Source organism: Polynucleobacter kasalickyi (assembly GCF_900176405.1).
In the GTDB taxonomy this organism is placed as follows: domain Bacteria; phylum Pseudomonadota; class Gammaproteobacteria; order Burkholderiales; family Burkholderiaceae; genus Polynucleobacter; species Polynucleobacter kasalickyi.
The window spans coordinates 1-25070 of record NZ_FWXJ01000003.1 but is presented as its reverse complement, the minus strand read 5'-3'; the positions used below and the strand labels follow the sequence as shown (position 1 = coordinate 25070).

Genomic DNA, 25070 nt, shown 5'->3' with positions numbered 1-25070 from the left:
TAAAATAGAGAAATATTTAACCATTTGCACCATGATGAGATAATAATATTTATGAAAGTAAATGAAATCCGCCAAAAGTATTTAGATTTTTTTGCCTCGAAAGGCCATCAAGTCGTGAGTTCCAGTCCTGTTGTGCCTGGAGATGACCCAACCCTGCTATTTACTAATGCGGGGATGAACCAATTTAAAGATGTTTTCTTGGGGTTTGATAAGCGACCTTATTCAAGAGCGACGACTGCACAGAAGTGTATTCGCGCGGGTGGAAAACATAATGACCTTGACAATGTCGGCTATACAGCTAGGCATCACACCTTCTTCGAAATGCTTGGTAACTTTTCTTTCGGGGATTACTTCAAAGAGGACGCCATTCAATTTGCTTGGGAGCTCCTGACTGAAGTATTCCAGTTGCCCAAAGAAAAACTGTTAGTGACGGTCTATTCTGAAGACCAAGAAGCATTTGATATCTGGACAAAAAAAGTCGGTGTTCTGCCAGAGAGAGTGATTCGTATCGGCGACAATAAAGGCGCGCGTTATGCGTCCGATAACTTCTGGATGATGGGTGATACAGGCCCTTGTGGACCCTGTACTGAGATTTTTTATGATCATGGCCCTGAAATTGCTGGCGGCCCTCCAGGCAGCCCAGATGAAGATGGTGATCGTTATATCGAAATTTGGAATAACGTTTTCATGCAGTTTAATCGCGACGAAAACGGTGTGATGCATCCATTACCGAAAAAGAGTGTCGATACCGGTATGGGTTTAGAAAGAATTTCTGCCGTTTTACAGCATGTCCATTCGAATTATGAAATTGATTTGTTTGTCCATTTAATTGCTGCTGCTAAGGCAGCTGTAGATCAAGCCGGCGGTAATCAATGTGATCCGAATAGCCCATCCTTAAAGGTCATTGCTGACCATGTGAGAGCTTGTTCCTTCACGATTGTTGATGGCGTCATTCCTGGCAATGCTGGTCGTGGCTATGTGCTACGTCGCATTACCCGTCGCGCCATTCGTCACGGCTACAAGCTGGGGGCGAGAACACCATTCTTCTATAGTATTGTCAAAAGTCTTGTGCAAGAAATGGGTAGTGCTTATCCAGAGCTAGTTCAACAAGAAGAAAAAATTACTGAGGTGATTCGGATGGAAGAAGAAAGATTCTTCCAAACCATCGCCAATGGTATGGAAATTTTGGAAGAAGCTATCAGTCAGCTTGGACAGAATCAACCTGCAAATACGCTTGATGGTGAAATCGCCTTTAAATTACATGATACCTTTGGCTTCCCATTAGATCTCACAGCAGATGTTTGTAGGGAGAGAAATGTTCAAGTGGATGAAGTTGGCTTTGAGAAATGTATGCAACACCAACGTGATCAAGCGCGCGCGGCTGGTAAATTCAAAATGGCACAGGGTTTAGAGTATCAGGGACCTGCAACTCAGTTTGTTGGTTACGACCACCTTCACTCAGAACAATCAACCGTTCTCGCATTGTATGTTGATGGCAGCGCCGTCAATGAGGTCGGCAGTGGCGTTGATGCAGTCATCGTCTTAGATCAAACACCTTTTTACGCAGAATCTGGTGGACAAGTTGGTGACAGTGGCGAAATGCGCAATCAACAATTCTTGTTTGAAGTTGAGGATACACTGAAGATTCAGGCTGATGTATTTGGTCATCATGGCAAAATGCTAGAGGGTGTTTTAAAAGTTGGCGACCAAGTTACCGCTAAGGTAGATTTGTTTTCTCGTCAAGCCATTATGCGAAACCACAGTGCTACGCACTTGCTCCATAAAGCCTTAAGAGAAGTGTTGGGAGCACACGTTCAACAGAAGGGTTCTTTAGTGGACCCGCAAAAGACCCGTTTTGACTTTACCCACGCCATGCCGGTCAGTGATGCTGAGCTGCAAAAAATTGAACAAATTGTAAATGCCGAAATTTTAGCCAACCAAGCGACTTCAGCCAAATCAATGTCGATTGATGATGCTCAGAAAACGGGTGCCATGATGTTGTTTGGAGAAAAATACGGTGATGTTGTCCGCGTTTTAGAAATAGGTTCATCCAAGGAGCTTTGTGGTGGTACCCATGTTCAGAGAACTGGCGATATTGGATTATTTAAAGTAGTTGCAGAAAGTGGTGTTGCGGCAGGTATTCGTCGTATCGAGGCAATCTCTGGTAATTTAACCTTAGCTAGGATGCAAAAAATTGAATCTCAGTTGCAAACTACGGCTCAGATTCTAAAATCTACGCCAGATGACGTAGAAAATAGAGTACAACAATTATTGGATCAACTTCGTGAAGTTGAAAAAGAGCTCGAAAGATCTCAATCGAAACTTGCTGCAAGTCAAGGTGACGACCTCATGAGTAAAGCGGTATTAGTCAATGGGGTACAAGTTCTTGCCACCCAGTTTGATGTCTCTGATTCGAAGCTATTACGGGAAACAGTTGATCAATTAAAAAATAAATTGAAGTCGGCAATTATCGTATTGGGAAGCAAGCAAGATGGCAAGGTGCAACTGATCGCTGGAGTTACGCCAGATTTAGTTAGCAAGCTTAAGGCTGGTGAATTAGTGAATTTTGTAGCCAATCAAGTGGGTGGTAAGGGCGGCGGAAAACCGGATTTAGCGATGGCAGGCGGCACTGAACCCGAAAACCTCTCAGCGGCTTTAAGCTCAGTGATGAATTATGTTGAGGGGAAACTGTGACTTCAATTCTCGTTGATAAAGAGGTCGATTGCGTCGGCATGATTTGCCCCTTACCAGTTTTGAGAACCAAGAAAGCGCTGTCTGATATGCAAACGGGCAAGGTTCTAAAAGTAATAGCAACGGATCAAGGTGCTAAACACGATATCCCTATGTTTGCAAAACAAACAGGGAATACTTTAGTGCATACAGAGATAGAAGATGAAAAGTTCATCTTCTATCTTGAGAGACGTTAATTACTTCGTTGCTCTACCTGAAATCGACTTATTAGCCTTTAAATAGGCTTTAAATTCAGAAGATACTTCGGGGTGTCTTAATGCAAACTCAACAGTAGCTTTGAGATACCCGAGTTTACTACCGCAATCGTACCGAATACCATCATATTGATACGCAAGTACTTGTTCTTTCTGGAGCAAGGTTTGAATCGCATCTGTCAGCTGGTATTCTCCACCCGAACCCGGCTTCAAGTTTTTAATGTGAGAGAAAATCTGCGAAGTGAGAATATATCGTCCAACTACGCCAAGATTGGATGGTGCATCTTCTGGCGCTGGTTTTTCAACAATATCATCTAACTTCAATAGGTTTTTTTCTAATTTTTTACCTGAAATAACACCATATGAGCGACTTTGATCTTTGGTAATCTTTTCTACACCAATGACTGAGCTATGGTAATGGGCGTAAATATCAATCATCTGTTTTAAGACGGGCTGAGTTGCCGTTAGTAAGTCATCCGCAAGAATAATTGCAAAAGGATCATTACCAACCAATTTTTCTGCACAAAGGACGGCGTTGCCAAGACCTAATGCCTCAGATTGCCTGACATAAACACAATCCACATGACTTGGTTTAATGCTTCTGACAATTTCAAGTAGATCTTTTTTGTTTTTGTTTTCGAGCTCTACTTCAAGTTCATACGCTTTATCGAAATGATCTTCAATCGCTCTTTTACTTCGACCTGTTACAAAGATGAGTTCTGTAATGCCTGATGCGATAGCTTCTTCTACTGCATACTGAATTAATGGTTTATCAACAACGGTGAGCATTTCCTTAGGCATTGCCTTTGTTGCTGGTAAAAAACGTGTACCAAGTCCCGCTACTGGGAAAACAGCTTTAAAAATATTTTTCATGAGTTATTTGTGAAAGGGGTTATTAACCTAGAGATAGTTTATCTCTCTGATCTGAAAGCCTTGCCAATTTGGACTTAAACTCAACCATTCTGTTATTTTCTGTCGCAATAACTTCAGGCGGTGCTTTGCTTACGAAACTTTCATTAGATAATTTACCATAACTTTTAGCGATTTCAACTTCTAATCGCTTGATTTCTTTATCTAATCGGATCTTTTCAGCTTCAACATCTATTTTGATTTCCAAAAGTAAACGAATATCCTCAACAATTACCACCGGCGCCTGGGCACTCTTCGTATCAATCAATTCTCCAGTCGCATCAATTTGTAGTTCAGATAATTTAGCTAAACTCATTAAATAAGGTTGTGCCAACTCGATGAAGTCATTTGGCCCTTGAATGAGTAAAGGAACTTTTTGTGAAGGTGGTACTTGCATTTCTCCGCGAAGATTTCGGCAGGCATCAACTAATGCTTTTAGTTTCTTCACCCATAACTCTGAGGACTCATCAATTTTTTGCGGTTGTGATACAGGGTAAGGCTGTAAAGAAATGGTTTGTTTTGGGCAATCTGCAAGCGATTTCCCCGTTTTAGGAGCAACTGTTTGCCATAGTTCCTCGGTAATAAAGGGAATAATTGGATGAGCCAAGCGCAGAATTGTTTCTAATACTCGTAATAGGGTTCTTCTGGTTCCGCGCTGACTTGCTGGACTACCATGCTGCAATTGTACTTTTGCTAACTCCAGATACCAATCGCAGTACTCGTCCCAAACAAACTGGTAGATGGAAGTTGCAATCAAGTCGAAACGATATTCTTTATAAGCCCGATCGATATCCGCCTCGACCTTTTGTAATAAGGAAACAATCCATCGATCTGCTGGAGAAAAGTCTAAATATCCTTCCGGACCACAATCACCAGGGCACTTCGCAAAGCCATTTTCTTCATCGCCACCTGAGCAGTTCATTAAGACAAAGCGGGTTGCATTCCATAATTTGTTACAGAAATTACGATATCCTTCGCAACGTTTCAAGTCGAAATTAATATTCCTACCAAGGGTTGCCATGGAAGCAAAGGTAAAACGTAATGCATCTGTCCCAAAGGACGGAATACCATCAGGGAATTCTTTCTTCGTTCTTTTGGCGATTGCTTGAGCTTGTTTCGGATTCATTAAATTTTGAGTCCGTTTTTCCAGCAAACTTTCTAGCGAAATCCCATCAATTAAATCAATTGGATCCAAAGTGTTCCCCTTGGATTTACTCATTTTTTGACCTTCTGCATCCCGCACTAAACCATGGACATAAACATGCTCAAATGGGATTTTTCCAGTAAAGTGACAGGTCATCATCACCATCCGCGCTACCCAGAAAAAGATGATATCAAAGCCCGTAACTAAGACAGTCGATGGGAGAAAGTGTTCGAGTAACTCGGTTTTTTTCGGCCAACCAAGCGATGAAAAGGGTACTAACGCAGAGCTAAACCATGTATCTAGTACGTCATCATCACGTTTGAGAGTCCCTTGGTAACCATTGGCTCTTGCTTTAACATAGGCAGCTTCTTCATCTCTGGCAACAATAAACTCACCATCTTCTTGGAACCAAGCTGGAATTTGGTGACCCCACCATAATTGTCTGGAAATACACCAATCTTGAATATTTTCTAACCATTGTGAGTAAGTGGAGGTCCAGTTTTCTGGAATGAGCTTGACATCTCCTTCGGTTACAGCGAGCAGTGCTGCACTGGCAATTGATTCACCGGGTTTGTATTGATTGAATGGCGTTGGCTTTGACATAGCGACAAACCACTGGTCTGTCAGCATCGGTTCAATAATCGTCCGTGTTCTATCACCCCTTGGGACCATTAATTTATGGTCCACCACTTTATCTAAAAAGCCTAAAGCTTCAAGATCTTCGACAATTTTTTTCCTAGCATCGAAGCGGTCCATGCCCTGGTAGGCAATAGGCGCGTTTTCATTGATTTTTGCATCTAGGGTAAGGATGTTTAATGGGGTGAGCTGGTGTCTTTGACCAACGGCATAATCGTTGAAGTCATGGGCTGGAGTCACCTTGACAACCCCAGTACCAAAGGCTGGGTCAACATAATCATCGGCAATAATCGGGATTTCACGTTGACACAAGGGTAAGACCACCTTGTTGCCAATCAGGTGCTTATATCTCTCATCCTCTGGATGTACCATCACCGCTAAATCCCCGAGCATCGTTTCGGGTCGGGTTGTCGCCACGGTTAAATGACCTGAGCCATCCGCTAATGGGTAGCGAATATGCCACATAAAGCCGGCTTCTTCTTCACTATCGACCTCAAGATCAGAGACTGCAGTGCCCAGTACTGGATCCCAGTTGACTAAGCGTTTACCACGGTAAATCAAACCTTGTTCATATAAAGTAACAAACACTTCCACCACAGCGGCGGACATAGATGGATCCATTGTGAAGTATTCTTTACTCCAATCAATCGAAGCGCCAAGTCTTTTAATTTGGCTGGTGATTGTAGAGCCAGATTTTTCTTTCCATTCCCAAACCTTCTCTAAAAAAACTTGTCTACCGAGATCGTGCCTAGATACGCCTTGCGCATCCAATTGTCTTTCAACCACAATCTGCGTAGCAATCCCAGCATGATCTGTACCTGGAACCCATAGCGCATTTTTACCCTGCATCCTGGCATGACGAGTTAAACCGTCCATAATCGTTTGATTAAAAGCGTGCCCCATATGTAGGGTGCCAGTCACATTTGGCGGTGGTAACTGAATACAGAAATTTTCTTGACCTGAGCGAATTTCAAGCGCATTCACATCTTTTTGCGACCAAATTTCACTGAGCTTTTTTTCAATCGCAAGAGGTTCAAAGGATTTCGCTAGTTCGTTGGCTGAATTCGTGTCAGTAGACATGGCTGTTGAGGAGGTATTATTTTCAATTTTTGACATTACTAAATTATAATGGTGTATTTCAAAGAGTCCATGTGTCTGAACTTCTCCATAATTTAAACCCTGAACAGCTACAAGCTGTTACCCTAGCAACTAAAGATGAAAACGGCAATGCCCAATCGGCATTGATCTTAGCTGGTGCCGGTAGTGGCAAAACACGGGTACTAACGACTCGAATCGCCTATTTAATTCAAACCGGTCAAATTTCACCAATTGGTATCTTGGCGGTTACCTTTACTAACAAAGCCGCCAAAGAGATGCTTGCAAGGCTCTCAGGAATGATGCCAATCAATACTCGAGGTATGTGGGTCGGTACTTTCCATGGTTTATGTAATCGACTATTGCGCGCCCATTTTAATGATGCCGGCTTGCCCTCAACCTTTCAAATTTTAGATACCCAAGATCAACTATCAGCTATTAAGAGATTACTTAAATCGTTAAAGGTCGATGATGAGAAGTATCCAGCTAAACAGTTACAGTATTTCATCTCCAACGCTAAAGAGCGGGGTAATCGCCCCAAGGACATGTCCCCAGCTGACGAGTTTCAAGGGGTAATGATTCGTCTCTATCAGGCTTATGAAGAACAATGCCTGCGTGAAGGGGTAGTCGACTTTTCTGAACTGCTCCTTCGGTCCTATGAGCTCTTAAAGCACAATGAGCCTATCCGTGAGCATTATCAAAGACGCTTTAGACATGTATTAGTGGATGAGTTTCAAGATACGAATACTTTGCAATACGCTTGGTTAAAACTCTTATCGGGACACTCCACCTCCCACCCAGCTTGTGTATTTGCGGTGGGTGATGACGACCAAAGTATTTATGCATTTAGGGGTGCAGATGTTGCCAATATGCGCTTGTTTGAAAAACAGTTCCACCCATTGACGGTGAAATTGGAACAAAATTACCGCTCTCATGCAAATATTTTAGATACAGCTAATCATTTAATTGCCCACAATAAAGAAAGACTTGGTAAAAATTTACGCACAGATGCCGGTCATGGTGAACCTGTCAGGCTGTATGAGGCAGCGTCAGATGGCACGGAAGCTTCTTGGCTCATCGATGAAATTCGTAATTTAATTAATGATGGCATGACGCGAAGTGAGGTTGCTATTCTGTATCGAAGTAATGCACAGTCGCGAATTATCGAGCACGGATTATTTTCGGCTGGAATTGCTTACCGAGTTTATGGTGGCTTACGCTTCTTCGAACGCGCTGAGATTAAACACGCTTTAGCTTATCTGCGTTTAATGGAAAATCCAAATGATGATACGTCGTTTTCTAGAGTTGTTAATTTCCCGACCCGAGGGATTGGTGCTAGGTCTATTGAAGCTCTGCAAGATATTGCACGCACCCAACAATCCTCTTTATATGCAGCGGCCAGTTTTTTAGAGGGTAAGCCAGGATCGTCGATTAGTAGCTTTATTCGTTTAATTGACCACATGCGTGATGCAACTCGGAAAAACACCCTTCCGGAGTTGATTGACTATGTGATTCAACATTGTGGGTTAATTCAGCATTACCTTGCTGAAAAAGAAGGTCAAGATCGTATCGAAAACTTACAAGAGTTAATCAATGCGGCAACTGCTTTTGTTGCTGAAGAAGGCTTGGGACAAGATGCGGTGGCGTTAACTCCCATCGAACTCAATACCAGCTTACCAGTTGAGCCACTTTTTGATACGCAAGGCACTGCGAGTACAACACCAACAGAAATGTCACCATTAGCAGGGTTTTTGGCGCATGCTTCTTTAGAGGCTGGCGATAATCAGGCGCAGGCTGGCCAAGATGCCGTCCAGTTGATGACGGTACATGCATCAAAGGGACTAGAGTTTAAGGTCGTATTCATTACTGGGTTAGAAGAAGGCTTATTTCCTCATGAGAACAGCATTAATGAACCGAAGGGCCTTGAGGAAGAGCGCCGTTTGATGTATGTTGCAATTACCCGTGCGAGGGATCGCCTGTATTTGTCCCATACTCAGTCTAGGATGTTGCATGGTCAAGTAAGGTACAACATGCCCTCGAGATTTTTAGAGGAGTTACCAAAAGAGTGCCTTAAATTACTTACGCCAAAACACTCAGAATCAAGATGGGGAAATGTAGCCCGGCAAGTGAATCCTAGTTGGGGAAATGCTAGCTTAGGCCATGATCTACCTACAGCTAAAAGCTTCAGCAAGACTTCTGTGATTGTTCCGAGTACCAAAAGTAATAATGACCACGGGTTTTATGTCGGTCAAAACGTATTTCATCCTAAATTTGGCGAAGGTCGAATCACTGGTTTTGAAGGCAATGCTCCTGACACGAGAGCGCAAGTCAATTTTGCAAGACATGGGGTCAAGTGGTTGCAACTCAGTATTGCTAAGTTAACTGCTATCTAAAAAACACTACCAGCGTTTGAGTTCCAAATTAAATGCTGGTGGTTGTTTCTGTAGTAATCGGCGGTGCGCTATCAGCAAAACAACCTTTCCAAATAGCGTAAAACGAGCAATAAAAAACGGTGATCGCTAACATTGAAAATGGTGTAATGAGGTAGCTAGCATATTGTTTGATGCCTAAACTCTCGAAAACACCACCAACAAATAAAGGTACTGCTGTGAGAACAAGGGCCCAAGTACAAAGATATACAGTGAATGGCCCTTTATTAAACCAAAAACCTAACCAACTGCCAAAAATTGCTTTGCGAATACTATAGTTTTGCCATGCGACTAATTGTGGTGAAAACCACATCAACATCGCAATGGGGAGGTACAACACGACGGCCACGATTAGGGCGTAATACATTTCTTGTATCAGATCAGGTCCAGTCATTTCACCAGTAGTTAACAATGGGATAATTTTTTCTACATCAATAAACTGAGAAGATACCAAGCTAATCAATAAAACGAAGGCAGTATATAGCCCACCTAGCTTGAATAACCTCATCCGAATCGCAGGAGGTAATTCCCTGATAGCGGTGATGTAAATGGACGGCTTCACCGTTTGTCTAAGAATGACTCTTTGCGCTGCAGTAAGAAAACCTACCGAAATACATGGGTTAAAAACTAGTACAACAATGATGCCTACTAAAGGGATAAACATCGATAGTTGCATGATAAAAATATACAGAAACACCAACATCAGGAAAGTAAAAGGATTTTGTTTAAACAACCAAATCCCTTGTCTTATCCATATGTAACCGGCTTTAGGTGGGAGGCGATTAATTTGCATGTTGCTTAATCCTTAGGCGCAAAATTCTCTCGAAATGCTTTGGGTCATGAGGGGTTAACAATGCTGCCTCACGAGGTAAGTAAAAGTCCCACAATCTGGAAATCCAAAAGCGTAGAGCAGCGGCTCTTTGCATGAATGGCCAAGCCATTTCCTCTTCGTCAGTAAATGGCCTGACCTCTTGGTAGGCATGTAAAAAGGCACTGATTAAATCGGGTTTAAACATGCCCGTAGCATGATCAATACACCAATCGTTTACCGTTACACAGATATCAAACAGCCATTTATCAGTACCAGCAAAATAAAAGTCAAAAAAACCACTCAACTCCGGCTTTGCATCCTTGGAGAGGCTCTTGAAGAGCACATTATCTCTAAATAAATCACAATGACTTGGACCTTGTGGCAAGTCTTTGTAAGTGTCGCTACCAAAAAATTCTATTTGAACTTTTAATTCATTACTTAATAGGTTTTGTTGTTCCGTATCAATAAATGGCAAAATTTGTGGAATGGTGACTTGCCACCACGGTAAACTTCTCAGATTGGGTTGGTGTTTATCAAAACTTAAACCAGCTAGATGCATTTTCGCCAACATGAAGCCAACTTCGTGACAATGCTCCGGTGATGGTTGCATCACAGATGCGCCTTCTAATTTACTCACTAGAGCTGCTGGCTTGTCTTTTAAACTCAAAACCAGAGCATGATCTTTATTAAGAAAAGGAGCTGGAACTTTGATCCCATGTTGAGATAAGTGCTGCATCAGCTCTAAATAGTAAGGTAATTCGGTTGCTGATAAGCGTTCAAAGATCGTTAATACATACTCGGTTTGAAGGTTTTTTTGTAGGGCAGAAAGAAAGAAATTACTGTTTTCAATTCCTGAGCTGATGCCTTTTAGGCTGACAAGCTCTCCTAATTCAAACTGCTTTTTAAACCAGTCCGTCGTTTCTTCTAAATTTAATTGGGTATATACCGCCATACGGCTAAAATGGGAGTTGGATTGAAGGAACCCGTTGAATACTTGTATTTGGTACCGTCGGGCTTTGGTTAATTGGCTTGCTCATTTCGTAGTGAGTGCCAACACGAGAATCTACCTGTATCTCCACTGGGCGACCATCTGAAGAGTATTCAGTGATTTTAGTGCCCTTGTTTTCCTGGTATTCGAATGAAGTAGGTCTTTTTTCTGTACCAAGCACATTTTCATTGGCTCTGGCGGCTGGGGAAATAGGCTGACGGTTAATAAGTTCTAATTCTTTGGCGTCTAAGGCTGGCGAACTTGTGGTATTTTGGGCAGTGACTTGATTAATCACTATCATGTTGAAAGTGATAAAAGCAATCAATGCCGATAACTTAATGCTTCTGGTGTTGTTCATGGACTTATGAGAGTAAGTTATTAAATAAATGATTATTGTACGATTAAGGCATGACTAAAGAAATATTATTACTTGTTGACGGCTCAAGTTATCTCTACCGAGCTTTTCATGCTATGCCAGATTTGCGTAATCCGCAAGGAGAACCTACAGGCGCAATTTATGGCATGATTAATATGCTAAGGCAAGCTCGTCAGAAAATGCCCACAACCCATATTGCTTGCGTGTTTGATGCTAAAGGCCCAACCTTTAGAGATGAATGGTATCCGCAGTACAAAGCGAATCGTTCCTCGATGCCCGAAGATCTAGTAAAACAAATTGAACCAATTCACGCGGTAGTGAAGGCACTTGGCTGGCCTGTAATCATGGTGCCTAACGTGGAAGCAGATGATGTCATTGGTACTTTAGCTAAAAGAGCTAGTGAAATGGACTGGACTACTATTATTTCTACAGGAGATAAGGATTTAGCCCAATTAGTGAATGAAAAAGTTACTTTAATTAATACGATGACGAATGAAAAGTTAGATATTAATGGAGTCACTGCAAAATTTGGTATTCCACCAGAGTTAATCGTCGATTATTTGACCATTACAGGAGATACCGTAGATAACGTACCTGGGGTACCTAAAGCTGGCCCTAAGACGGCAGTTAAATGGTTAACTGAATATGGTAATTTAGATCATTTAATTGAAAAATCCATAGAAATCAAAGGTGTTGTAGGCGAAAACCTACGTCAATCCATTCCCTGGTTAGCAACCGCTAGAAAATTATTAACTGTAAAGCTGGATTGTGAGTTAGACGAACATTTATTGGATTTATCTGAATTAGAAGCAAAACACGAAAATCATGATGAATTGCGTGCTTTATTTGTGAAGTATGGTTTTAAAACCTGGTTGAAGGAATATCACTTAACGCAAGATATTCAATCGGTCGTTAGCACCCAAGATAGTAACGCGGGAACGAATGACAATAGTGATACTAATAATGCCCAACAGCCTCAAATGGTAGTAGGTGACACCAAAAGTGCTAATTACGAGTGCGTGGTCAGCGCAGACCGCTTGGAATTTTGGTGTGAAAAGATACAAGCAGCGCCTATAACTTGTTTTGATACAGAAACAACTGGGTTAGAGCCGATGGTTTCTGAGCTGGTTGGCATCTCTCTTGCGACAGAAATCGGTAGCGCATGCTATATTCCGCTCGCCCACACAACTAGTGAAGATCAATTGAATCGAGAAATGGTTTTAGAACGATTAAAACCGTGGTTAGAGGGAGATCAATACAAAAAAGTTGGTCAAAATTTGAAATTTGATCTCCATATTTTGTTAAATCATGGCATCCACCTGCGAGGCATCGAACACGATACCTTGTTGGAGTCTTATGTCTTTGAATCGCATAAACCCCATGATATGGATACGATGTCTCTGCGCCATTTAGGGATTAATACCATTAAATTTGAAGATGTTTGCGGTAAAGGGGTGAAACAAATTACCTTTGACCAGGTGATGCTCGAACAAGCCTCAAGGTATGCTGCCGAGGATGCGGACATAACACTACGGTTACATGAAAGTTTCTCACCCATCATACAAAATGATCCGAAATTAAAGTTTGTTTATGAGTCGATAGAAATGCCGACCATGAGAGTTTTAGCCATCATGGAACGTAACGGCATCTTGATTGATGCAGAAAAATTAGCGGCTCAAAGCCAAACAGTTGGAAAAAAGTTACTTGAATTAGAAACTGAAATTTACAACTTAGCTGGTCAACGGTTTAATATCCAATCCCCTAAACAAATTGGCGAGATTCTTTTTACACTCCAAAAGTTGCCAGTAGTTAAAAAGACCCCTGGTGGCGCTCCATCCACTGATGAAGAGGTTTTGTTAAAGTTGTCAGAAGATTACCCACTGCCGGCAAGAATATTGGATTATCGAAGCTTAGCAAAGTTGCAGTCCACTTATATTGAGAAACTGCCGAGAATGCTTAATCAGAAGACGCATCGGTTGCATACGAATTATGCCCAAGCAGTTGCTGCCACTGGACGATTGGCTTCTAACGAACCGAATTTACAAAATATCCCTATCAGAACCGAAGAGGGTAGAAAAATTCGGGAAGCATTTATTGCTAAACCTGGCTGTAAATTAATGTCGGCTGATTATTCACAAATTGAATTGCGCATCATGGCACATTTTGCGGAAGATAAAAATTTGTTAGAAGCTTTTGCGAATGGCCTTGATATTCACCGTGCAACTGCTGCCGAAATTTTTAATGTACAACTTGATCAGGTGACCAGCGAACAAAGACGATTTGCCAAAGTTATTAATTTTGGTTTGATTTATGGCATGAGCGCCTTTGGTCTTGCTGGCAATTTAGGCATTGAACGTAGTGCGGCACAAAGTTATATTGATACTTATTTTGGTAGATATCCTGGTGTTGCTAAATATATGGCAGATACACGTGCCCTTGCCAAAGAAAAAGGCTACGTGGAAACTTTCTTTGGGCGCCGTTTATGGCTAGCTGAAATACAGAGTACGAATGCCATGCGTCGTCAAGGCGCAGAGCGTGCGGCGATTAATGCACCTATGCAAGGGACTGCAGCAGATTTAATTAAGTTATCGATGATTAAAGTTCAAGAGTGGCTTGAGTCAGAGAGCTTACAGACTAAATTATTATTGCAAGTTCATGATGAACTCGTGCTTGAGGTCCCTGAAGCAGAGATTAATTTCGTCAAAGAAAATTTAGATCGAATTATGACAACAGTCGCTAGTTTAAAAGTTCCTCTAGAGGTCGGCATCGGTATCGGCGATAATTGGGAAGAGGCGCATTAAGCCATAATTTCTATATGTCTATTTTATTTTCTATTCTCTTAGCAACCATCGCAGCAGGCTTAATTAGTATTACGATTGCAGCCACATTGTCATTTAAGTTTCTCTCTGCCATTGTTGAAAATATGGTCAGTTTTTCGGTGGGGATTTTGCTGGCAACGGCTTTTTTGCATTCGCTACCTGAAGCTTTCGAAGCCCCCGGAGTATCCCCAACGACCTTATTTTCGTTTTTATTAGCCGGCATTCTATTTTTCTTTGTCTTAGAAAAAATCGCCTTACTGCGGCACAATCATCATCATGAGGGAGATGGCCATGATCATCATCACGGGCATGACGCAGAAAATGCAGGTAAAAGCGGTTGGATGATTCTTGTTGGTGATGGCTTACATAATTTTGTTGACGGGATTTTGATTGCGGCAGCATTTATTGCCAACCCTGGGGTTGGAATCCTAACCGCTATTGCAATTATTGCCCATGAAATACCGCAAGAAATTGGTAATTTCATGGTGTTACTCAATGCTGGTTTTTCTAAAATCAGGGCATTAATTTATAATTCCATTTGTGGTCTCTTGTCTACCATTGGTGGCATTGTCGGATATTTATACCTAGACGACTCAGCAAAATTAATCCCTTACTTAATGGTTTTTGCTTCTAGTAATTTTATTTATATCGCCGTCAGTGATTTGATGCCACAAATGCATCGCAGGTTCCAATTAAAAGAATCGATGAAACAAATTGTTCTGATTTTGCTAGGAGTGGCTTTAGTACTTAGCCTCTCCTTCGTGGCATGAATATAGACTAGAGTTTTTGCTCTAGGGTTTTGCGATACCACTCATGGAAATGCTGCATACCGTCTTCCATGGGGCTTTGATAAGGGCCAACTTCGTTCTCGCCTCTAGCTAATAACGCAGCGCGTCCAGCATCCATCCGCTGTGCAATTTCATCATCTTCAATGCAGGTTTCCATATAAGCAGCTCGCTCTGCTTCAATAAACTCACGTTCAAACCAAACGATTTCCTCTGGGTAATAAAATTCCACTACGTTTCTAGTTTGGGTCGGACTAATTGGCTGAAGCGTTGAAATACAAAGGACTCCTGGATACCACTCCACCATGACATTAGGGTAATAGGTTAGCCAAATAGCGCCAAATTCAGGCAGTTTGCCACCATGGTGTCTTAATACGGCTTCATGCCATTTCGAGTAAACAGCTGAACCTGGTTTTCTAAGTTGGTTATTCAACCCCACCGTTTGAACACTGTACCAATTACCGAATTCCCAAGATAGATCATCACAAGTAACAAATTGTCCAAGTCCTGGATGGAAGGGACCAACGTGATAATCCTCTAGATATACCTCAATAAAGGTTTTCCAGTTGTAGTTACATTCATGTACTTCCACATGATCCAACAGATATCCATCAAAATTTAATTGGTTTTTAACGCCAAGTCTTGCTAAATCATTGTGAATATCTCTTTTACCATTGAATAAAAGACCCTGCCAGTTTTGCAAGGGACTTTTATTTAAGTTTAAGCAAGGGTTCTCACCAAAATGTGGAGCGCCTAATAGCTCTCCTTTTAAATCATAAGTCCAGCGATGTAGGGGGCATGTAATATTTTGAGCATGACCTTTGCCATTAAGCATGATTGCTTGGCGGTGTCTGCAAACATTTGAAAGTAGCTCTACTCCCCGTTGATTTCTTACAAGAACTCTACCTTCATTTTCGTTACGCAAGGTTTGATAGCTTCCAATCTCTGGAACCATTAACTCATGCCCTACATAGTTAGGGCCATTTCCAAAAAGCACACGAAGTTCTTTTTGAAATAAGTCAGCGTCAAAATAGGCGCTAACAGGTAATTGTAAATTGGACGGCGCAAGTTGATGCGCGGTAGCCAGATTAGTCATTCTCCCCACCCCCGAAAAAAAGTCAGCCGAAGCTAAGCGGAATAACCAATCCAACCATCGACATGTCGATATTGGAAAGGAATCTACTATTATAATTTAACTTGTATTCCAAGTCTAGGATTTGCCCTACTTTCCTGTTAGGATTAATAAATATTATTGAATCGAATGAAATATGCCCACCGCTAAAGTTACTCCAGAAAATACAAAAAACCCTATTCAGACAATTAATTATGAGAAAGCAGTTGTCGAACTTGAAAAGCTGATTGCTGATATGGAGTCTGGAAAATTATCCCTTGAGGAAACACTGAGCTCTTATAAGAGAGGGGCTGAGTTAATCAAGCATTGTCAATCTCTATTAGAGCAAGTAGAACAACAAATTAAAATCTCCGAGGAGAATTAATGTTTGATTGGAAAGAGTGGCACTCCAGGCATTTAGAGAGAATCGAGCAAGCATTAAAAACCGCGACACCTTCTGGCTTGGTTGGTGTTGAACGGTTAGAAAGCGCCATGTCCTATGCCGTCTTGGCTGGTGGTAAAAGAATTCGCCCACTTATCATTTATGCTACTTTCGAATTGGCGCATGCTGATATCAAGCAAAAAATGCTCCCGGTAACGATTGATCAAGTAGGAACGGCACTTGAGTTGATTCATACCTACTCCTTGGTGCACGACGATCTTCCAGCAATGGATAATGATGATTTCCGTCGTGGCAAACCGACCACCCACAAGGTTTATGACGAAGCTACAGCATTATTAGTGGGTGATGCTTTGCAGGCTTTCTCATTTCAAATACTGAGTGCATTAGATGCAGATCCCCAAGTAAGAATAGATTTAATCAAAGAGTTAAGTTTTAGCGCTGGTGTGCATGGTATGTGTGGTGGCCAAGCGATTGATCTGTCAAATGTTGGTCGCATCCTCAATTTAGAGCAATTAATTCAAATGCACCAACTGAAAACAGGCGCACTTCTGAGAGCTGCAATTAGGATGGGGGCGATATTAGCTAAATTAAATGCCGATGATAAAAATTCGCTTGATCAATTTGCTAGAGATGTAGGATTGGGCTTTCAGGTGACGGATGATATTTTAGATGCCACGCAAAATTCAGAAACACTCGGTAAAACGGCAGGTAAAGACGCTCAAAATAACAAGCCAACTTTTGTGAGTTTTATGGGGCTAATTGAAGCAAAGTCTTATGCCGAAGACTTGCTCAATTCAGCGCTAAAGCATTTAAGTCATTTTGGCGAAGAGGCAGAGCCTCTAAGAAAGATTGCTTATTGGGCATTTCAACGTAAGTCCTAAAACCTTGATCTCAAATGACTTTAAGCTTAAATCTTTTCTAAAGACCAACGTGGAGATACATCAAAGGCATTGGATGTATCAAATGCCATGTTGTTTTGCAAAAGTCTTAAGGTGGCAGCAAATGCAATCATGACTCCATTGTCTGTACACAAATGAGTTGGTGGATACAAAATTTGGCAATTTGGCAGCTTGTTCTCTAATTCAGATAATTTTTGCCGTAACTGTTGATTCGCTCCGACTCCACCTGCAACCACTAGGCGATAGCAGTTCGTTTGCTGCATTGCAAAGGCAACTTTACTTTGTAGAACATCGACTGCCGCATCAACAAAAGCTTTGGCTAAATCTGCTTTGAAAGAAGCATCGAATTCAACCTGTTCTTTTTCAGCCTGCTTTATCTGTGTTAATACTGCCGTCTTTAAACCAGCAAAAGAAAAATCTAAATTTTTCGAGTGAATCAGCGGCCTAGGTAATTTAAATCGATTTGAAATACTGGTAGCTGCCAACTCTGAGACAGCGGGACCACCTGGATAAGGCAAATGGAGTAGTTTTGCTGTTTTATCAAAGGCTTCACCCACAGCATCGTCCAAAGTTTCTCCTAGGATGGTGTAATCACCAATGGCTTTCACCATCATGATCTGAGTGTGTCCGCCAGATACGAGCAAGGCTAAGAATGGAAAAAAATCTTTAGGATTTGAATGCTGAAAATTTTCTGAAAGTAGTGGGGAGAGCAGGTGCCCCTCTAAATGATGAATGCCGATACTTTTTTTATGTAAGGCAAACGATAAGCCTTTGGCCACAGAGGAGCCCACCAAAAGAGCTCCGGCTAGACCTGGGCCCTTGGTGTAGGCAATTGTATCGATGTCAGAGATGGTCATTCCTGCTTCATTTAAGCAGGATTTGATGAGAGGCAGAATACGTTTTACATGATCTCTGGAAGCCAGTTCAGGGACCACTCCACCATATTCTTCATGCATCTTTACTTGCGAATACAAGGATTGACCCAAAATACCCAAGTGGGGTGGTTGGTCGTTTTCCCAGAATTTTGAGTCATAAACTGCAATTCCGGTCTCATCACAAGAAGTTTCTATGCCAAGTGTATACATTTTCTAATTTTCTCATGATACAATCATATTCTTGAAATTATTTACAGAGATTTTTAACGCATGACTACTATTCGTCTTCGTGAGAACGAGCCCTTTGAAGTTGCTTTACGTCGTTTCAAACGCACCATTGAAAAAAATGGTCTTCTAACTGATTTACGTGCCCGTGAATTTTACGAGAAGCCTACGGCTGAACGTAAACGTAAAAAAGCAGCTGCTGCTAAGCGCCATTACAAGCGTATTCGTAGCCAGATGTTGCCTAAAAAATTATACTAATCTACTGATTTAATTTATCGCTGAATGGGTTTTATACCCATTGTAGTGCTATGTCAGTACTTTAACCCGCTGTTGATTCTCACAGCGGGTTTTAACATTTGTTACTCACCTTGTAACAATACCCACAATCTTCATTTAGTAATATAGTTACTATTCAATTGGATTTTTTTAGAGGAAACCATGAGCTTAAAAGAACAAATTAGTGCAGAGATGAAACAAGCAATGCGTGATAAAGATGCCCATAAACTTGGCACAATTCGACTTTTAATGGCTGCAATGAAGCAAAAAGAGGTTGATGAGCGTATTGAAATTACGGATGCTCACATTATTGCTATTGTTGAAAAAATGATTAAGCAGAGAAAAGATTCTATTGCACAATTTCAACAAGCTGCTCGAGAGGATTTAGTTGCCAATGAAACCCAAGAAATGAAAGTTCTTGAGTTATATTTACCAGCCCAACTCTCTGAGGAGGAAGTGATTGCTGCAGTAAAAAATGCGGTATCTGAATCTGGCGCCACTGGACCTCAAGATATGGGTAAAGTGATTGGTCTACTTAAGCCTTTATTAGCTGGAAAAGCAGATATGGGCAAAGTTTCAGGACTAGTTAAAGCCGCATTGCAGAGCTAAACAAGACAAGGATAGCGAATCGTTGATTCCTAGAGCATTTATAGATGAGTTACTTAGTCGCGTTGATATTGTTGACGTGGTGGGGAAGTCTGTAACTTTAAAAAAAGCCGGCTCTAATCTTCAAGGTTTGTGTCCTTTTCATCAAGAGAAATCGCCCTCTTTTTCAGTGTCTGAGACTAAGCAGTTTTATCACTGCTTTGGTTGTGGAGCCCATGGTTCTGCGATTAGCTTTTTGATGGAGTATGCTGGATTGACTTTTACGGATGCTGTTGAAGAACTAGCGCAAGGGGTTGGTTTAACAGTTCCGAAAGAAGCTGTTGCGATGAATTCTCCGCTTCATCAACAGTTGAGTTCAAGACTGTTTGAGGTGATGGATAAGGCAGCTACTTTTTTTAAAGAAACACTAAAGAAAGATCAGCGCGCTAAAAATTACTTAATTAACAGAGGCTTATCTGGCGAAGTTGCATTGCGATTTGGCATTGGCTACGTCGCTGATGCATGGCAAAACCTAGAAGCGGTATTTGGTTCTTATACTCAATCTGAGGTTGCAAATACTTTAGCTGAAGTTGGTCTATTGATTCAGTCCGAGGGGGATGGCAAAACCTCTGTGAAACGATATGATCGATTTCGTGACCGAATTATTTTTCCGATTCGAAATTTAAAAGGACAGGTAATTGGCTTTGGTGGGCGAATCATTGATAAGGGAGAGCCTAAATATCTAAACTCTCCGGAAACACCCCTTTTTAAAAAAGGGATGACGCTTTATGGGCTATTTGAAGCAAGGAAATTTATTCGTGAAATGTCCTACGCCTTGGTTTGTGAAGGGTATATGGATGTGGTTGCACTGGCTCAACTAGGTTTTCCCAATGCGGTGGCAACCCTAGGTACGGCTTGCACCGAAACCCATGTTCAATTATTGCTGAAGCACACGGATAAAGTGGTGTTTTCATTTGACGGTGATGCTGCTGGCGTTCGAGCTGCTAAAAGAGCCTTTGAGGCATGCATTCCTTTGCTATCTGATGAAAAAGAAATCCGTTTTTTATTTTTACCAAAAGAGCATGATCCCGATAGCTTTGTGCGCGAAAATGGCGCAAAGGCTTTTCAAGATGAAATAGAGAAATCAATGCCACTCTCCTTATTTTTCATGCAAGTTATTGGCGAAAATATTGATTGGAAAACTGCAGAAGGTCGAGCTCAAGCGCAAAATGAATCAAAGCAGTATTTTAAAAAAATGCCAGCAATTGCCCTAAGGGTTCAAATTTTAAGAGACTTAGCTCTTAGGTTGGGTTCTACACAACAAGAGTTAGAACAGTTTTTTGGCTTACCTTCAACAATCGTACAAGATGTGCCGATTAAACCCTTAGAGCCTAAGACTAACTATAAAAATAAAGATTGGCAAAAGAAGGCAGATCTTCGCGCCTTGGAGAATTTGGCAAAACAAAAACCAATTACGCCGTCTGACTTGCCGATTCAAATTATTAAATTACTGATTCAGTATCCCCAGTTGGGCAAGAAATTAAGTGCCAAAGAGGCTGAGGACTTGATTAGCATAGCGACAAATCGAACGAAGCAAGCGGGATTAATTATGAAAGATTTAATTCAGTTGTGCCGCCTTGAGCCTGACGATAGTAATTTTTCTTCCTTCCAAAACGTATTGAGTCAGTCTGAGTTTGCATCTGCTTACAATTCGTTATTAAGGAAATTACTGGAAACTGAGTTTACTTTTGAGGAAGCGACTTTGCATGTACAGGGTGCCCTTAAAAAAATTAATAGGGACATTATTAAATCCGAAATGGAAGCGATTTCGGATCGAATTAGTAAGCAAATTCATACCGATGAAGATCTGATGCGTTATCGTGAGTTGGGTTTGCAGTTAAAAACCGCATAAATTTTCTAATGTGGTTCAATAGGACCTGTATTTTCAACTTATATTGGCCAAAATAGGCCTTTTTAGGGTATAATTCAAGGCTATCAAAATATTTTAGAGCATCGAGGTAATACAAATCGGCTACTAAGACTCAGTATTCAGTCTTAGAATTTATTGCTACTAACGACGCATTAGGTAGTTACGAAATTAAGTAGTTTTAAATTAGTTTTTTTCATTTTTTAACATCTAGAGCGAATATGCCAAAGACAATCCCCGTTAAAAAAACACCGTCAAAAAATGTGTTGTCAAAACAATCAGCCACTAAAAAAGTTGCTGAAAAGAAGCCAATAAAAAAAGTTGAAACTAAAGTTAAAGCGAAAGCCATCGTAGCGAAAGTACCTGCTAAAACTTTGGCAAAAGCAGTAACTAAACCAACTGCTAAGTCTGCAACAAAATCTGTAATGAAGTCTGTCACTAAGCTAGCCCCTAAACCGGTAGCTAAGTCAGTACCTAAATCTGCAGTTAAGCCTGTTAAAAAACCAGTAGTTAAGTCTACAGCGAATAAAGCTACCGCCTCCATTGCTAAGGCTGCTCCAAGTGCAAAAAGCAAAACGCCTGTTAAAGAAATTGCTAAAGCAAAAGTTGCTAAAGCAAAGATTCCAGTTACAACAAATAAAATTGAAAAAAGTGTAAAGTCAGTGAAAGCCACAACCCCTAAAAAAGTTACCCCAATACAAAATAGTCCAAAAAAAGCGACTGTTTTAACCGCAAAAAAACCAACAAGTACAAAAACAATTACTAAGCCAGTAGCTCAAGAAGTAGTCAAAAAAGTAGCGACGAAGTCAGCCTCTGGAAAAATCGTAGTTTCTAAAAAGGTGGTTCCAGTTGAGGTGATGCAAAAATCGCCAAAGAAACTAGAGAAAGCACCAAAAGTAATTCCCGCGCCTCAGGTGATGGTTGAAGAGCCGATCGAGCCAGTTGTAGAACAAGCCGATCACGTTTTTGAGGAAATTGCTTTGGTTGATGAAGCATTGGATCAACCCGTTAAAAAAACCAGAGGTAGGAAGCCAAAGCCGAAACCTATTATTGAACCAGGCACTGAAGTACGTACTGAACGTCAAAAAAATCGTGAACGGAAAGCAAAAGAAAAACAAATTTTGCAAGATTTCAACAGCACTCGTTTAGGTAGCGAAGAGCAGTTGGAATTACGTCGATCGAGACTAAAAACATTGATCAAAATGGGTAAGTCCAGGGGGTATTTAACCCATGGTGAAATTAATGACCAGATGTCAGATGAGTTGTCTGATACGGATTCATTAGAGACATTAATTGCTCTATTAACTGATATTGGCATCATGATTTATGAGCAAGCGCCTGACGCTGAGACATTAATTTTGAATGAAAATGCCATTACAGGATCATCCGAAGAAGAGGCTGAAGAAGAAGCTGAAGCTGCATTAGGTGCGGTTGACTCTGAATTTGGTAGAACTACTGATCCAGTTCGTATGTACATGCGAGAAATGGGTACTGTTGATCTTCTCACCAGAGAAAAAGAAATTGTTATTGCTAAAAAGATTGAGGCAGGTCTTAAAGACATGTTAATGGCCTTGTCAGCTTGCCCAGTGACGATTGCTGAAATCATTGAGTCATCCGAGCAAATTATTAATAATGTCATTCAAGTAGATGACTTCGTTGATGGCTTAGTAGATCCAAATGCAGAAGATATTCCGATGGTTACTAGCTCAGCTGAAGAATTGGATATCGATGATGAAGATGAAGTCGAAGCTGAAGATGAAGACGAAGAAGGCGGTGGCGGCGGTGCTGGAAATGCGGCTTCTGCAAAACAGTTAGAGGAATTAAAACGCTTATCTTTAGAAAAATTTGCTGTGATTCGTACACAGTACGAGAAAATGCGTCGTTCTATTGAAAAAGAGGGTTACAACTCACCAAATTATGAAAAGGCTCAAACCCTGATTCGTAATGAGTTGTTAGGCTTTAGATTTACTGCTAAAAGTGTTGAACGTTTATGCGATACCATCCGTTCCCAGTACCATGATGTAATGGCCACAGAGCGTGCGTTGGTAAATATTCTCGTGGATAAAATTGGCGTGAATCGTGCTGATGTACTAAATGATTTACCGAATTACAGTATGGACTTAAGTTGGACTGATAAGCTCATTGCCGAAGATAAACCTTATCGTGCATTGCTTGAGAGAAATGTCCCTGCGATTCAAGAATTACAGCAGAAGCTCATCAATATTAAAAATACAGTTGTGATCCCATTAACTGAACTCAAAAATGTTCAAAAACAGATGACAGCTGGCGAGAAGCGTGCTCGTGAAGCGAAGCGCGAAATGACGGTAGCCAACCTTCGACTCGTGATTTCGATTGCTAAGAAATATACCAACCGTGGCTTACAGTTCTTAGATTTAATCCAAGAAGGTAATATTGGTTTGATGAAGGCGGTTGATAAGTTTGAATATCGTCGCGGATATAAGTTTTCTACTTATGCTACTTGGTGGATTCGTCAGGCGATTACAAGGTCGATTGCTGACCAAGCCCGTACGATTCGTATTCCTGTGCACATGATTGAAACGATTAATAAGATGAATCGTATTAGTCGTCAGATTCTTCAGGAAACTGGTATTGAACCTGATGCAGCAACTTTAGCCTTAAAAATGGAAATTCCGGAAGATAAGATTCGTAAGATCATGAAGATTGCGAAAGAACCTATCTCGATGGAAACACCAATTGGTGATGATGACGACTCACATCTCGGTGATTTCATTGAAGATGGAAATACATTAGCACCAGCTGAAGCAGCCTTGCATGATTCGATGCGCGATGTTGTGAAAGATATTTTAGATTCCTTAACGCCAAGAGAAGCCAAGGTGTTAAGAATGCGTTTTGGTATCGAAATGAGCACCGACCATACCCTCGAAGAAGTTGGTAAACAATTTGATGTTACTCGCGAGCGTATTCGCCAGATTGAGGCCAAGGCACTTCGTAAGATGCGCCACCCAAGCAGAAGTGATAAATTAAAAACTTTCCTCGAGGATGAGTGATTCATCGAACCTCAAGTTCTAGTTAAAAGGACTTGAGGTTTTATAAACATGGTTAAAATGTTTTCTCAGCGAAAAAATAATAATTTTTTTGTAGCACCCGAAAAATTTCGTGAAGTTAGCTCAGTTGCTTAGCGCAGAGGACTCATAATGGATTTAACCATGGGTCTTATTAGTAGAAATCGTAATGATTTCAGTGCGTTAGTGGTGTTGGAGGTGCTAGAAAAACACTACACACCGTGGGGTTTTTCATGATGTGCAGTAAATAGCGGTTTTGTGTGGTTTTAGTTGTAAAAAAGTAGTTTAGTATTGCGTAGTACCCGAAAAGTTTCGGGCCGTTAGCTCAGTTGGTTAGAGCAGAGGACTTAAGTACGGTCGACCTAAAGTGCAAGCCATGGTCGACAGTGAATGGGTTGCATGCGAGCAAGTTAGCTCTGCTGGCATGTAGAACTACTCAAATTCGGGGAAGCCTGTGCTGTAAAGCGTGGTAATCCCGAGCCAAGCCTCTTAGTAATGAGAGGAAGGTGTAGAGACTGTACGGGTAGGTCGTAAAGACAAGAGACAGTCCAGACTACAAACTGGAAACAGGCAGTGAAAGCTGTAGTGGTAAGCATAATCCTTTGGTCCGGGGTTCAAGTCCCTGACGGCCCACCAATAAAGAACGGTATGACCCGGTCACATTGTTTACACAATGTACCGGGCACATACTTTGAGGCTGTAAATAATTTTGTGTAAGTTGATATTTTGTATTAATCTGCCAACAATGGCAACAAAATGGAAACTTGCAAGATGGACAAAGCGAAATT

The 25070-nt window shown here is 41.2% G+C and carries 19 protein-coding genes; 11 read left to right on the top strand and 8 right to left on the bottom strand.

Annotated features, from left to right (window positions below):
• The first annotated feature begins 51 nt into the window (after window positions 1-51).
• Both alaS and B8983_RS03520 read left to right on the top strand, forming a co-directional pair.
• Window positions 52-2694: an alanine--tRNA ligase gene (gene alaS, locus B8983_RS03525; RefSeq protein ID WP_084282739.1), complete on the top strand. Its 2643-nt coding sequence runs from the start codon at window positions 52-54 to the stop codon at window positions 2692-2694.
• 5 nt (window positions 2695-2699) lie between these two features.
• Window positions 2700-2927, top strand: coding sequence for a sulfurtransferase TusA family protein (locus B8983_RS03520; RefSeq protein ID WP_084282958.1), 228 nt, complete (start codon window positions 2700-2702; stop codon window positions 2925-2927).
• Here B8983_RS03520 and galU read toward each other — a convergent pair whose 3' ends face one another.
• The gene (gene galU, locus B8983_RS03515; RefSeq protein WP_084282736.1) at window positions 2928-3818 is read right to left on the bottom strand and encodes a UTP--glucose-1-phosphate uridylyltransferase GalU; all 891 of its coding nucleotides are present in this window, start codon (window positions 3816-3818) and stop codon (window positions 2928-2930) included.
• Between the two features lie 22 nt (window positions 3819-3840).
• Window positions 3841-6750 carry a valine--tRNA ligase gene (locus tag B8983_RS03510; RefSeq protein ID WP_234986884.1) on the bottom strand — a complete coding sequence of 970 codons (2910 nt, stop codon included), beginning with the start codon at window positions 6748-6750 and terminating at the stop codon, window positions 3841-3843.
• Window positions 6751-6785: 35 nt separating this feature from the next.
• Here B8983_RS03510 and B8983_RS03505 point away from each other — a divergent pair, with 35 nt between their 5' ends.
• Window positions 6786-9122: a UvrD-helicase domain-containing protein gene (locus B8983_RS03505; RefSeq protein ID WP_084282956.1), complete on the top strand. Its 2337-nt coding sequence runs from the start codon at window positions 6786-6788 to the stop codon at window positions 9120-9122.
• Between the two features lie 28 nt (window positions 9123-9150).
• On the opposite strand, the gene B8983_RS03500 is transcribed toward B8983_RS03505, so the two are convergent.
• The 3 genes from B8983_RS03500 to B8983_RS03490 are packed head-to-tail and all read right to left on the bottom strand — an operon-like array spanning window position 9151 to window position 11315.
• Entirely contained in the window at window positions 9151-9951 is an 801-nt protein-coding gene (locus B8983_RS03500) for a BPSS1780 family membrane protein (RefSeq protein ID WP_084282734.1), read from the bottom strand.
• A complete protein-coding gene (locus tag B8983_RS03495) occupies window positions 9941-10921 on the bottom strand; it encodes a homoserine kinase (protein WP_084282732.1) in 981 nt (326 codons plus the stop codon). The genes B8983_RS03500 and B8983_RS03495 overlap by 11 nt, the downstream gene beginning before the upstream one ends.
• 4 nt (window positions 10922-10925) lie before the next feature.
• The gene (locus B8983_RS03490) at window positions 10926-11315 is read right to left on the bottom strand and encodes a hypothetical protein (protein ID WP_143736084.1); all 390 of its coding nucleotides are present in this window, start codon (window positions 11313-11315) and stop codon (window positions 10926-10928) included.
• A gap of 50 nt (window positions 11316-11365) precedes the next feature.
• On the opposite strand from B8983_RS03490, the gene polA reads away from it, so the two are divergent.
• Window positions 11366-14134, top strand: a complete 2769-nt coding sequence (gene polA / locus B8983_RS03485; RefSeq protein WP_084282728.1) for a DNA polymerase I — start codon at window positions 11366-11368, stop codon at window positions 14132-14134.
• A gap of 14 nt (window positions 14135-14148) precedes the next feature.
• Window positions 14149-14922 (top strand): ZIP family metal transporter, encoded by a 774-nt coding sequence (locus tag B8983_RS03480; protein ID WP_084282726.1) that lies wholly within the window; start codon window positions 14149-14151, stop codon window positions 14920-14922.
• A 7-nt stretch (window positions 14923-14929) separates the two neighbouring features.
• Here the strand turns inward: B8983_RS03480 and B8983_RS03475 are convergent, their stop codons facing one another.
• Window positions 14930-16033: an aromatic ring-hydroxylating oxygenase subunit alpha gene (locus B8983_RS03475; protein WP_084282724.1), complete on the bottom strand. Its 1104-nt coding sequence runs from the start codon at window positions 16031-16033 to the stop codon at window positions 14930-14932.
• A gap of 172 nt (window positions 16034-16205) precedes the next feature.
• On the opposite strand from B8983_RS03475, the gene xseB reads away from it, so the two are divergent.
• A complete protein-coding gene (xseB, locus tag B8983_RS03470) occupies window positions 16206-16433 on the top strand; it encodes an exodeoxyribonuclease VII small subunit (protein WP_084282723.1) in 228 nt (75 codons plus the stop codon).
• Window positions 16433-17332, top strand: coding sequence for a polyprenyl synthetase family protein (locus B8983_RS03465; protein ID WP_084282721.1), 900 nt, complete (start codon window positions 16433-16435; stop codon window positions 17330-17332). Before xseB ends, B8983_RS03465 begins: the two co-directional genes overlap by 1 nt.
• 26 nt (window positions 17333-17358) lie before the next feature.
• On the opposite strand, the gene tsaD is transcribed toward B8983_RS03465, so the two are convergent.
• Window positions 17359-18435, bottom strand: coding sequence for a tRNA (adenosine(37)-N6)-threonylcarbamoyltransferase complex transferase subunit TsaD (gene tsaD / locus B8983_RS03460; protein WP_084282719.1), 1077 nt, complete (start codon window positions 18433-18435; stop codon window positions 17359-17361).
• Between the two features lie 60 nt (window positions 18436-18495).
• Between tsaD and rpsU the strand changes: the two genes are divergently transcribed.
• From rpsU to dnaG, 3 genes are all read left to right on the top strand, one after another.
• Complete coding sequence (gene rpsU, locus B8983_RS03455) at window positions 18496-18708, top strand: 30S ribosomal protein S21 (protein WP_084282717.1); 213 nt, start codon at window positions 18496-18498, stop codon at window positions 18706-18708.
• Between the two features lie 180 nt (window positions 18709-18888).
• Window positions 18889-19335 carry a GatB/YqeY domain-containing protein gene (locus B8983_RS03450; protein WP_084282715.1) on the top strand — a complete coding sequence of 149 codons (447 nt, stop codon included), beginning with the start codon at window positions 18889-18891 and terminating at the stop codon, window positions 19333-19335.
• Between the two features lie 22 nt (window positions 19336-19357).
• Window positions 19358-21223: a DNA primase gene (gene dnaG / locus B8983_RS03445; RefSeq protein ID WP_084282714.1), complete on the top strand. Its 1866-nt coding sequence runs from the start codon at window positions 19358-19360 to the stop codon at window positions 21221-21223.
• 211 nt (window positions 21224-21434) lie between these two features.
• Here the strand turns inward: dnaG and B8983_RS14155 are convergent, their stop codons facing one another.
• Window positions 21435-21911: a hypothetical protein gene (locus B8983_RS14155; protein WP_143736083.1), complete on the bottom strand. Its 477-nt coding sequence runs from the start codon at window positions 21909-21911 to the stop codon at window positions 21435-21437.
• Here B8983_RS14155 and rpoD point away from each other — a divergent pair.
• Window positions 21901-24267: an RNA polymerase sigma factor RpoD gene (gene rpoD / locus B8983_RS03440; RefSeq protein ID WP_234986882.1), complete on the top strand. Its 2367-nt coding sequence runs from the start codon at window positions 21901-21903 to the stop codon at window positions 24265-24267. The genes B8983_RS14155 and rpoD overlap by 11 nt on opposite strands.
• The last annotated feature ends 803 nt before the right edge of the window (window positions 24268-25070 follow it).